13 protein-coding genes are annotated in these 10,825 nt (G+C 69.3%); 2 read left to right on the forward strand and 11 right to left on the reverse strand.

Annotation, left to right across the window (positions count from 1 at the left end):
* Nucleotides 1–2 precede the first annotated feature (2 nt).
* From gspD to QMZ25_RS10065, 11 genes are all read right to left on the reverse strand, one after another.
* A complete protein-coding gene (gene gspD, locus QMZ25_RS10015; RefSeq protein ID WP_283219554.1) occupies nt 3–2,378 on the reverse strand; it encodes a type II secretion system secretin GspD in 2,376 nt (791 codons plus the stop codon).
* Entirely contained in the window at nt 2,375–2,902 is a 528-nt protein-coding gene (gene gspM, locus QMZ25_RS10020; RefSeq protein ID WP_283219555.1) for a type II secretion system protein GspM, read from the reverse strand. Before gspM ends, gspD begins: the two co-directional genes overlap by 4 nt.
* Nucleotides 2,899–4,065, reverse strand: a complete 1,167-nt coding sequence (gene gspL / locus QMZ25_RS10025) for a type II secretion system protein GspL (RefSeq protein ID WP_164152856.1) — start codon at nt 4,063–4,065, stop codon at nt 2,899–2,901. The genes gspM and gspL overlap by 4 nt, the downstream gene beginning before the upstream one ends.
* Entirely contained in the window at nt 4,062–4,922 is an 861-nt protein-coding gene (gene gspK / locus QMZ25_RS10030; RefSeq protein ID WP_154582314.1) for a type II secretion system minor pseudopilin GspK, read from the reverse strand. Before gspK ends, gspL begins: the two co-directional genes overlap by 4 nt.
* 54 nt (nt 4,923–4,976) lie before the next feature.
* Nucleotides 4,977–5,414 (reverse strand): type II secretion system major pseudopilin GspG, encoded by a 438-nt coding sequence (gspG, locus tag QMZ25_RS10035; protein ID WP_111186858.1) that lies wholly within the window; start codon nt 5,412–5,414, stop codon nt 4,977–4,979.
* 57 nt (nt 5,415–5,471) lie between these two features.
* On the reverse strand, nt 5,472–6,056 hold the full coding sequence (locus QMZ25_RS10040) for a hypothetical protein (protein WP_283219556.1): 585 nt from the start codon (nt 6,054–6,056) through the stop codon (nt 5,472–5,474).
* Between the two features lie 119 nt (nt 6,057–6,175).
* A complete protein-coding gene (locus tag QMZ25_RS10045) occupies nt 6,176–6,724 on the reverse strand; it encodes a hypothetical protein (protein WP_065182997.1) in 549 nt (182 codons plus the stop codon).
* A gap of 53 nt (nt 6,725–6,777) precedes the next feature.
* Nucleotides 6,778–7,758 carry a DUF4880 domain-containing protein gene (locus QMZ25_RS10050; protein WP_345782732.1) on the reverse strand — a complete coding sequence of 327 codons (981 nt, stop codon included), beginning with the start codon at nt 7,756–7,758 and terminating at the stop codon, nt 6,778–6,780.
* A gap of 69 nt (nt 7,759–7,827) precedes the next feature.
* A complete protein-coding gene (locus tag QMZ25_RS10055; RefSeq protein ID WP_053516348.1) occupies nt 7,828–8,358 on the reverse strand; it encodes a sigma-70 family RNA polymerase sigma factor in 531 nt (176 codons plus the stop codon).
* A 16-nt stretch (nt 8,359–8,374) separates the two neighbouring features.
* On the reverse strand, nt 8,375–9,055 hold the full coding sequence (locus QMZ25_RS10060; protein ID WP_345782733.1) for a TonB-dependent receptor: 681 nt from the start codon (nt 9,053–9,055) through the stop codon (nt 8,375–8,377).
* Between the two features lie 148 nt (nt 9,056–9,203).
* A complete protein-coding gene (locus QMZ25_RS10065; RefSeq protein WP_128988259.1) occupies nt 9,204–9,668 on the reverse strand; it encodes an Lrp/AsnC family transcriptional regulator in 465 nt (154 codons plus the stop codon).
* A 125-nt stretch (nt 9,669–9,793) separates the two neighbouring features.
* Here QMZ25_RS10065 and QMZ25_RS10070 point away from each other — a divergent pair, with 125 nt between their 5' ends.
* Both QMZ25_RS10070 and QMZ25_RS10075 read left to right on the forward strand, forming a co-directional pair.
* On the forward strand, nt 9,794–10,528 hold the full coding sequence (locus QMZ25_RS10070) for an AzlC family ABC transporter permease (RefSeq protein WP_283219559.1): 735 nt from the start codon (nt 9,794–9,796) through the stop codon (nt 10,526–10,528).
* Nucleotides 10,525–10,824: an AzlD family protein gene (locus QMZ25_RS10075; RefSeq protein WP_053516356.1), complete on the forward strand. Its 300-nt coding sequence runs from the start codon at nt 10,525–10,527 to the stop codon at nt 10,822–10,824. The genes QMZ25_RS10070 and QMZ25_RS10075 overlap by 4 nt, the downstream gene beginning before the upstream one ends.
* The last annotated feature ends 1 nt before the right edge of the window (nt 10,825 follow it).

A 10,825-nucleotide genomic window follows, 5' to 3' on the forward strand; every position in this document is an offset into this window, starting at 1 on the left:
GGTCACGGCCCGATCACCAGTTCCGGGGTGTATCCCAAGCCCCGCAGCTGCTGCAGGGCCGGGTCCAGCTGTGCCGGATCGCGTGGCAGTCGCACCCGCAGGCGCTGACCCGCTGCGCCGGGTGTGGCTTCTGCGTACGCCTGCAGCCCCAATGCCCGCACCTGCGCCACCGCCTGCGCGGCGCGTGCGGGGTCCAGGCCCTGCGCGAACTGCACATGTTGCGCGGTGCCCTCGCCGGTCGGGTACAGGGCGGCCAGACTGGTGTTCTGCAATGGTCGCCCCTGGCCGTCGCGCGCGTTGCCCTGGCCGAGCGTACCCAGGTCCTGTGGCGGCAGCTGCGGCGCCGACAGCGCCGGCAATGCCCAGCTCTGCACCGGCTGTGCACCGGCCTGGGCGTTGCGCATGTAGTCGTAGCGATCGCGGGTCAGGCGCTGGCCGGCCGCCGGGTCACGCACCACGTGCGGTCGCAGGAACACCATCAGGTTGGTCTTGGCGCGCCTGCGCGTGTCGCTGCGGAACAACGCGCCCAGTACCGGAATCCGACCCAGGCCCGGCACCGCGTCGCGACCGTGGCTGACGCTGTCCTCGAGCAGGCCGCCCAGCACCATGATCTGGCCGTCGTCGAGCAGCACGCTGGTGTCCAGTGCCCGCTTGTTGGTGATGATGCCCTCGCTACCGGAGCTCTGCCCGTCGATGCTGCTCACTTCCTGATAGATGTCCAGCTTCACCGTCCCGCCTTCGGAGATCTGCGGGCGCACCCGCAGCTTCAGGCCGATGTCCTCGCGCTCGATGGTCTGGAACGGATTGTTGCTGCCACCTCCGCCGTCGGTGACATAGCGGCCGCTGACGAATGGGACGGTCTGGCCGACCATGATGCTGGCGGCCTCGTTATCCAGCGTCATCAGGTTCGGCGTGGACAGGATGTTGGCACCGCCCTTGCTCTGCAGCGCGTTGGCCAGTGCCTTCATGTTGAGGATCTGGCCCACGCCCGGCAGCGTGATGGTGCCATCGATCACGCCCACGTTGAGGCCATCGCGCGGCAGCACGTCCAGCGTGGTGCGCGCCGTGCCATTGAGGCCGCTGCCGCCGGTCGCACCACCGAAGTGGGTGCCTGCGAACGTGCGGCCATTGCCCAACATCCACTGCACCCCCAGTTCAGCGGCATCGGTCTGGTTGACTTCCACGATCAGGCTTTCCACCAGCACCTGCGCGCGCCGCTGGTCGAGCTGGTCGATCACCCGACGCAGGTTGCGGTACACCGGCTCCGGCGCCGAGATCAGCAGCGTATTGGTGGCGACATCGGCCTGTACGGAGATGCCGTTCTGGCTGAAGCCACTGCTGCCGGCATCAGCGGGGTCGCGCCGGTCCGGATCGAGCCGCTGCGACTGCAGCGCATTGCCCGTGGCCCCGGCCTGCTGCGGCTGCGGCTGCGTCGGCGCGCTGCGAGCGGCCCCGCCAGGCAGCGGCGTGATGCCCTCGCTGCTGCCCATCGCCTGCGCGTCGCTCTGCCCGGCCACCACGCCACGCAGCACACCCGCCAGCTGGGTGGCCTGTGCATTGCGCAGATAGACCACATGCAGGTTGCCGGACTCGTCCTGTGCCCGGTCCAGCTTCTCCACCAGCTGGCGTGCCAACCGCGTGCGCCCCGGGCTGCTGGAGCGCAGCAGCACGCTGTTGCTGCGCGGATCGGCCATCACCATCACCTTCTGGCCCGGCTCGGCGCCCTGCGCATCCAGCAACGGTGCGACCATCGCGGCCACATCCACGGCGATCCCCTGCTGCAGCTTGACCACGTCGGTGTCCATGCCAGCCGGGGTGTCCACGCTGGCGATCACCCGCGCGATGCGTTCCAGATTGTCGGCATAGTCGGTGATGACCAGAGTATTGTTGCCCGCGTTGGCGGTGATCGGGTTGTCCGGGCTGATCATCGGCCGCAGCACCGCGACCAGTGCGGCCGCATTCTCGTAACGCAGCGCGAAGGTCCGTGTGGCAACCTCTCCACCTGCCGCTCCGCCGCCTACCCGGCCGCCCAGCAGCTTGGCATCGGCCTGTGGCACGACCCGGCTGATGCCACCGTTCTCGACCACGGCGAAGCCACGCATGCGCAGTGCGCCGAGCAGAAGCTGATAGGCCTGCGCGCGACTGACAGGACCATCCGATACCACCGTCATCTTGCCGGTCACGCGTGGATCGATCAGGAACTGGCGGCCGGTGAAACGCGCCGCCATCCGCAGCACGCCACCGATATCGGTATCCACCAGATTCAACTGGACCGGCTCGTCGCTGGCATCCTGCGCCCATGCCGGCGCGGGCAGGTGGACCATCCCCACGACCAGAGCCAGCACCGCGCCACAGGCAAGACCGTGCATCGACCTCATCGAAGCTCACCCGCAACGGCCTTCATCACGATGCTTCCTGAAATGCGTGCCGCCGGCATATCCGCGTCCCCTGTGCGTTGCAGTTGCAGTCGTTGCAGTTCGATGGTCGGGTCGGCCAGCAGCGGCAGGAGCCAGTTCCAGAGCACATCGGCGGGCACCGACTGCACCTGCAGGTGCCAGCGTCCATCGCGCGCGTCGACCCGCATCCCATCGGCAAGGCCGGCGGCGGCGATCCGCGAACGCAGGCTGGCCAGTGTCGGCCGCTGCTCCCGGGCCAGGCGCTGGCGCTCGCGCGCGTCCAGCAAGGGCGCCAGTGCCCGCATCTGTGCCTGCAGGCGCGGCAGCTCAACCTGCCAGTAGCTGCGCTGCTTCAGCAGGGGCTCCAGCCAGAATGCCCACAGCGCAGCGGCCAGCAGTGCACCCACCATCGTCGTCAGCATGACGCGTTCGCGTAGCTGCAGGCGCCGCCAGCACTGTGACAGCGCCGCGATGCCGCCTTCCATCCACGCAGTCCGTACCCTCATCGGCTGCCCCCGGTGCTCAGCCGCAGGCGGCCACCGCCCTGGCGGACCAGCTGCAGGCCCTGCGCCTGCGCCGCCTGCTGCCATCGTTCCAGATGCTGCGCATCATCGGCCAGCGCCTGCGCATCGGCATCCAGTTCCAGTTCAAGCGCGCCGGGCGTGTAGTCCATGCCGCGAACGCGGCCGGCCAGCTCCGGAACCGCCTGCAATGCCAGCGCGACCTGTTGCTGTATCCGCGGCAGTGGAGCCGTCTGCACCGGTGCGGCCAACGCACGCCGTGCCTGCAGGACCGGATCCAGTACCTCGGTGATTTCCGGATACTGCGCGCTGAACTGCCGCGTCATTTCCCGCTGCAACGCCTCACCTTCGCCGCGCCAGCGCGAGACCTGCAACTGCAGGCCCGTCGCGGCGAGCACCCCGGCCGCCAGTGCCAGCCCGATCGCCACTCGTGGCAGGCGTCGTCCGCCGCGCTGCAGCGGTAGTGCCCATGCCGGCAGCGGGCCGCTGGCCTCGCTGCCCGCGGCCACTGTGCTGGTCTGCAGGTGTCCGGGCCAACCCGAGGGCACCGCATGCACCCATTGCACGGCCTGCACGCCGGCCTGCTGCAGGCGCAGGGAGGTTGCCTGCAGCACGCCTGCCACGTCGCGCCCGCCACTCCACTGCACGAAGCCGCGGTCGCGCCCGCTGCGTACCAGCAGGTGCTCGCCCTTCGCCTCCAGCGTGGCCCGCCCCTCCGTCCACGGCAGCAGCAGCGGCGTCGGGTACAGCCCCTGCAGGCTCAGGCCGCACGACGCCAGCAGCTGCTGCGCCTGGGCCACGGCCTGCTGGCCCAGCCATGCCACCGGCACGGTCCCGTCAGCCGCCTGCGGCCCATTGGCCAGCGCAACATCCTGCAGGTCGTCCAGCAGCATCGCCTCCACCTCGCCCTGCAGCGCGGCCTGCAGCCGGCGACCTGACAGCGGCGGCAGCTGCAGTTCCAGCAGGATCAGGTCATGCGGATCGAGGCAGGCGTGCACCTGTGCCTGCGGATGGCGCTGTCCCAGCGCCGATAGCGCCTCGCAGCCATGCGCCGCCACGTCACCGCGTTGCAGTTGCGCCCACTCCACCCGGCTGTCGGCCTGCAGTCGATCCAGCGCCGGCAGGCGTACCCGCAGCTGCACGCTCATGCGCCGATCCTCGTCCATACACGCTGCACGCGCACGCTGTCATCGCGGTACTCACGCCAGATCAACGCGCGGAAATCGACATCGCGGTCGTCTGCCTGGACCTGTCCGACCGCCAGGAACCATTCACTGTGGATGCCCAGCGGCATCACCGACATCTGCTCGCTGCTCACCTGCAGGCGGTTGGCGATATCACCGCGGTTGAGCAGCCAGCGGCCGCCATCGCGCTCGTCCACCAGCGCCCGCAGCCGGCCCGGATCAGCGCCGGGTGCAACCGCCTGCAGCACGGCCAGGTCAGTCGTATTGGCGTTGACCAGCGTCTGCGCCGGCAACACCACCGTGCGCCGGGACAACGCCCGGACGGCGCGTGGCTCGGCACCGGCCAGCGCCTGCCCGATCAGGGCTTCGCGCGGCAGGGGCGCCTGCGCGGCGCGATCACCGTCGCGCAGCCGTGCCTGGATGTGGTCCGCGGCACCGCTGCATGTAGCCGCAGACACCCCCTGCTCCACGCACAGCGCCACGAAGGCCTGCCGCGCCTGCGCATCCGGTTGGCCCTGCGACAACAGGTTGCGCAGGTTGAACAGCGACTGCGCGTCCACCATCTGCAGGCGCACCGGCAGCGGCGCATCCAGTTGCACCGGCCGTGCCCAGCGACCGTCGCGCACGGTGGTCAGCTGCTCGCGCGCGTCGTCACGAAGCTGCTGCCCCGCGCGCTCCAGCGCGGCATCCACGGCCATGCGTACCTGCGCCCGCAGCTGGTCGCCACGCAGCGCACGCAGCTGCGCGGCCTGGCGGGTCAGCAGCGCGGTCGCGATCACCGCCACCAGTGCGACCACCAGCATCGCGACGATCACCGCCATGCCCTGCTGGCGACGACACGGAAAGGCTGCCATCGGAGGCGACATCGGTGGACCTCACAGCTGCCAGGAGCCGATGTCCGCATTGCCGGCATCACCTCCGGCCTTGCTGTCCGCGCCAAGGGAGAACACGTCGATGTCGCCGTGCGCGCCCGGGTTCTGGTACTGGTACGGATGCCCCCAGGGGTCGTTCGGCAGGCGGTCCAGATAGGGGGTTGTCGGCATCGCGCCGCTGCTCTTGGGCGGCGCCACCAACGCCTGCAATCCCTGCTCGGTGCTGGGGTAGCGGCCATTGTCCAGGCGATAGAGCTTCAGCGCCTGCATCAGTGCGGCGATGTCCTGGCGTGCCGCCACCACCCGCGCCTGATCGGGACGATCCATCAGGCGCGGCACGATCAGTGCGGCAAGAATGCCGATGATCACCACCACCACCATGATCTCGATCAGGCTGAAACCGTGCTGCCGGGCCCTGCCACCACGAAGCTGTCTTGCCATTGTTCCGCCCTCGTCATCCTGGAAGGGACCGCTGCACCATGGTCAGCGGCGCATGTGTCAGTACGATAAACATCCACCTGCAATTCGCTGCTGCTCCACCCTGTCTACGCTGGCGCCCGCCGGCGGCACGCCAGCCGACTGCAGCAGCGTTGCAGGTACCGCCGCCAACGCGCCTTCCACGCAGCGACGCAGCAGCGGGTGGCGACTGGCCTGCAGGATCCGCACGCATTGCGTCGGCGACCAGGCGCTGCCACGGCCGAAGCCGACGAAGCGGCGGTACACCTGGTGATGGCGCAGGTCATCGTGTACCCGTTGCGCGCTGTCCAGTGCCTGCACCCACAGCAGCAGAGCGGCACGCTGCAGCATGCGGACATCGTCCATGTCCAGGGGCAGCGTCGCGATGGCTGCTTCCGGCCACGCCGGCAGTTGCGCATCGGTTGCGCGGCGCAGCGCCAGCAGCGGATGCGCCTCGACGTCCAGCGCCGCCCATCGCGCGGCGTCTGCCCAGGCGTCGCTGGAAAGCACCCAGACCCACGGATGCCCGTAGCGCTGTACGCACAGCGGCGCGTGCCGGGCTTGTTCCAGCGACCGGCTCAGGTGGCGATCCAGCTCGAGCATGCTGATCCTGCGACGTTCCGCCATCGACGCTGCCTGCGCTCCACGACGCGGATGCGCCGTACTCTGGAGAAGACGTCAGCAGGGTCGATGAAGCGACAGCGCGTTGCGCGTGATGTGCCGTGCGTTGCGGTTCAGCCCCTCTGTCACAGCGACGTCATGCGCCTGCAGGCATCGGCATCCAGCAGCGGAGCGATGCCGCCGCATTGTCGTGCCAGCACCATCACGTCGGGACGTCGGGCAAATGCGGACAGCAACCCGGCCGCGTCCGCGTCGGCCAGCAACGCGGCCGTGGCCTGGCGCAGTGCCGGCAACTGCCATCCGTCCATCGCAGTCACCGCACCGGCCACGAACCAGTGCCACAAGCGGTGATGGATCACCTGGTCGTGCAACTGTGGCAGGCCCTGTATGCCATGCATCGCCATCAGCAGCAGACCGCGGGCCGCCATTGCCGGTGATACGCTGCCCTTCTCCGGCAGCGACAGCGCCTGCTGCAACCTCAGCAGGGCAGCCAGCGGATGGCCCTGCGGGTCGAAATCCAGCAGCACGGACTGTTCCTGCCACTGCGGATCGGACACCACGCAGACCCAAGGCGATCCATAGCGATGCACCGTCAATGGACGCCGCTGCGTGGTCTCCAGCAATGCGGACAGGTTGCGTCGCAGGTCGAGCACACCGATGGTCTCGTTGCGCATTCCTTGGCTTCTCCTTGCATGCGGCAGCCACGCGACGCGCGTGGCCGGGGGCTCTACCCCAGGACGGCGATACCGCCCGGGAAGCGACGCAGCTCCAACGACAGCGTCAACCGCAGCTGTTCCAGCGCCGCGTCCGGGTCATCGATGCGGAAGCGACCGCTGACCGGCGCACGCGCCTGTGCGCCGTCACCGAGCAGGACCCTGCCGCGGCGATAGCGATTGATCTCGTCCACCACCTCGCGCAACGGCGCGCGGCGGAACACCAGCATGCCTTCGGTCCAGGCGCTGACCTCGCCGGCCACGGCCTCGGCCACCACGCCGCTCAGGCGTTCGTCGTAGCGGGTCTGCTGTCCGGCCTGCAGCCGCAGCCGGCCCTGCGGGTGCTCGATGCGGGCGCTGCCGCGCAGGCACGTCACCCGGACGTGTCCCCCGGTATTGCGCACGTCCAGCCGGGCTGCGCCCTCATCGGCGATCACACAGCCCGGCCCCGCGTACAGTGGGAGGCGTGAACCCGCAGCGGTCTCGAATGCCGCCTGCCCCTGCACCAGCTCGTAACCCTCGCCACCCGCACCCATCCGGCGCCGCAGACTGCTCTGCGTATCCAGCTCCAGCGTCAACTGCGGCGTCAGCGCAAGCTGGAGGCGCTCGCCGGTGCCGGTATGGAAGTCGGCCGCCATCGCACTCACCGACGGCCACAGCCCCAACGGTGGACGGATCGCTGCCACCACGGCGAGGCTGGCGGGGGCGGCGATGGCCGCCCCCAGGAATGCACGCCGGCTCCATCGCCGTGCCAGGCCCGGTGCCTGCGGCTGGCGCGCCGCAGCCGGGACCTGCTCACCGGCCACGCGCACCTGCTCCCATTGCCGCCGCGCACGGGCAAACGCTTCGCGGTGACGCGAATCGGTCGCGCACCATTGGCGGAACCTGCGTCCGTCGGCTGCCGTGGCCTCGCCCGACGTCAGACGCACCACCCAGGCGTGGGCCTGGCGCTCCACGGCGTCGAGCGTGCGGTGCGGGCGATCATCAGGGTCCATGCGCAGTCCAGCCATGCCCGCACGCTGCGGGGTTCTGCTCGGCGTCAAAGTGTAGACGGACGCCGCCGGTCAGAACCGCACCTGCCGGTCCTGCCCGCTGCGCTCGGCCAGATAGTCCTGGGCCGCTTTCAGTTCGCGCTGCACCAGCCGCAGCGACACGCCCAGCTGCTCGGCCACGTCCCGCTGCTGCAGGCCGTCCACGCGGATCGCCAGCAGGATCCGGCGGCGGCGTTCGGGCATGCGGTGCAGCAGGCCGACCATGTCTTCGAGGGCACGATCAAGCTCCGCAGCCTGAGCTGGACCGGGGCCCGGATCGGCCATCTCCATCAGCGCGTCCACTTCTTCCAGGCTGAGCAGGCGATGGTCGGCGCGCTGCCGATCGATCACGGTGTTCATCGCCATGCGCAGCAGATAGGCCGCCGGATTCTGCACCGGGTCCAGCCGGTCGCGGCGTGCGCTCAGGCGCATCCAGGTGTCCTGCAGCGCATCGCCTGCCAGCTCTTCCGAGCCCAGCTTGCGCACCAGCCGGCGCTTGAGTTCATCGTAAGCCCCCAGCAGGTGATCCATCAGGTCCACCGCCCCGGCCGTTCCGTTGCTCATGTTCGAATCCTTGAAATCATGGAAGGGGCTGCCGCCGGCCACAGTCGTGGTCGGCACGGGAGGGCTGGATCTGCAGCGTCACCGGCTGCGGCAACGCGGCGGCGTCGATGGACGGCGCCAGCCTGCCGATGGCCAGCAACAGGCGCCGATCGCGCCGGGCGTCGCCGCTGCCGACGAGCAGTTCGGCATCGTCGACATGGCCCTCGGCGGTGATGCGGAAACGCAGCGTCGCCGCGTAGCGGCCCGGTGCGAGCAGGGGGTCGTCACAGAACGCGTCGCGCAGCCGCTGCTGCAGCCCGCCAAAACGACGGCTGCGCTCGGATTCCGGCAGCAGGCCGACGGTACCGGCCGCGCGTTCGGGTTGCGCGCGCAGCCGAAGCACCACGCGCTGCGCGCCGATCACCTCGGCTTCGACGCCGGTCTCCTGCAGCAGGATCTGCAGCGCCTGCAGCGGCGGCAGGCTGGCGTGCAGCGGGTAACTGCGCCGACCGGCAGCGAGTTCGCCGGCGTACATCACCGACCACCCGCTGCTGACACTGAAGCGCTCCACTGCCTGTTCCAGCGGCTGCGCCGGGATGTCGTAGGCACGGACGTCGTCCTCGGCCGTGGCGACGAAGGCCAGCAGCAGCCACGCAGCGATGGCCACTCTCCATGTTCTGACCGCGTGGCGTCCATCCAGCCCCCTGACGTTGAACACATGACCCTCGGCAGCGACAGCAGCTGTGACGGAGGCAGGCGGCACGACCGGGAGGTCGCCCGCGCGCGACCGGCAAGCGGGGTCAGACCCTACCGGGGGCAGATGTCATTGCGATGACCACCGCACCGGGGGCCGGCGCGGCGTGGCCTCAAAGCGGCAGCCGGGTGGTCTGCTTGATCCGCTGCATCGGGATCTCGGTCTTGGTGTTCTGCACCCCGGCGATCCTGTTCAGATGCCGGATCTGGAACTGGCGATACGCGTCCAGGTCGGCCACGGCCACCCGCAGCAGAAAATCGCAATCGCCTGCCATCAGATGACATTCAAGCACTTCCGGCAGGGACTTGATGCTGTTTATGAAGTGGTTGGTGGTGTCCTCGTCCTGCCCACGCAGCCAGACCCGCACGAATACGGTGAAGCCCCGTCCGACCTTGGTCTCGTTCAGCAGCGCCACATAGCGGTCGATGTAGCCGCCCTCCTCCAGCAGCCGGACCCGGCGCAGGCAGGCCGACGGCGAAAGACCGACCTGCCTGGCCAGCTCCAGGTTCTGCAGACGACCATCGACCTGCAGCGCCTCTAGAATCCGGCGATCAAGGTTATCGAGTTGAGATTGCATTGGATTTCACCCTCATGGCCATCTGCCGCATCAGATGCGCAACATTCTCAATTGAATGGCATCAACGCAACCCGATTTCGTGCCGTCGCCGCTAGGATGAAGCCCCCCTCACTCGCTTCCGCTACATGGACGCCCAACCCTCCCTCCTTCCGCCTGACGCCCCCTGCCACGTCACGCCCCGCGCCGAGTTCCTGCGCGGCCTGCGCGCTGCCGTGCCGGTGATGATCGGCTTCGTTCCCTTCGCCCTGGTGCTCGGTGCACAGGCTGCGCAGAAGGGCCTGTCGGCGCTTGAAGTACCGCTCATGACCGGGCTCAACTTCGCCGGCGGCTCGGAGTTCGCCGCCATCGAGCTGTGGACGTCACCTCCGCACATCGCGCTCATCGTAGCGATCACCGCGCTGGTCAACAGTCGCCATCTGTTGATGGGGGCCAGCCTGGCACCGCTGCTGCAGCACCTGCCACGCCGTCGTACGCTGCCGGCGTTGTTCTTCATGTGCGACGAAAGCTGGGCCCTGGGTGTCGCCGACGCGCGGCGGCGCATCCACGGTTTCAGCCTCGCCTACTACCTGGGCACCTCGGCCGGCCTGTATGGGGTCTGGGTGACCTGCACGACGCTGGGGGCGATCGCCGGCCCGCTGCTGGGCGACATCCATGCCTATGGATTCGACATGGCCTTCCCCGCGGTGTTCCTGGTACTGCTGCGTGGCATGTGGCAGGGCCTGCGCGCAGCGCGGCCCTGGCTGGTCAGCCTGCTGGTGGCCGCAGGCACCCATCTGCTGGTTCCGGGCGCCTGGTACGTCGCCAGCGGTGCGCTGGCCGGGCTGGTGGCCGCCTGGCTGCTGGCGGAGGACGCGGCATGATCCAGTGGAGCTCGCTGCTCACCATCGTGCTGATGGCAGCCGTTACCTACCTCACCCGCATCATCGGCTTCCTGGCCCTGCGCAACCGCACCCTCGGCAAGCGTGCGGTGACGGTCATGGAGGCCGCGCCGGGCTGCGTGCTGATCTCGGTGATCGCCCCGGATTTCGTTGCCGACAAGCCCGCCGATCTGGCTGCGCTGGCCATCACCCTGCTGGCCGCCACCCGGCTGTCGATGCTGCCGACCGTGCTGATCGGCGTGGTCTCGGCCGGGTTGCTGCGCCATCTGCTGGGCTGAT

This window comes from Stenotrophomonas sp. RS-48, assembly GCF_030053245.1.
Classification (GTDB): Bacteria; Pseudomonadota; Gammaproteobacteria; order Xanthomonadales; family Xanthomonadaceae; genus Stenotrophomonas; species Stenotrophomonas maltophilia_P.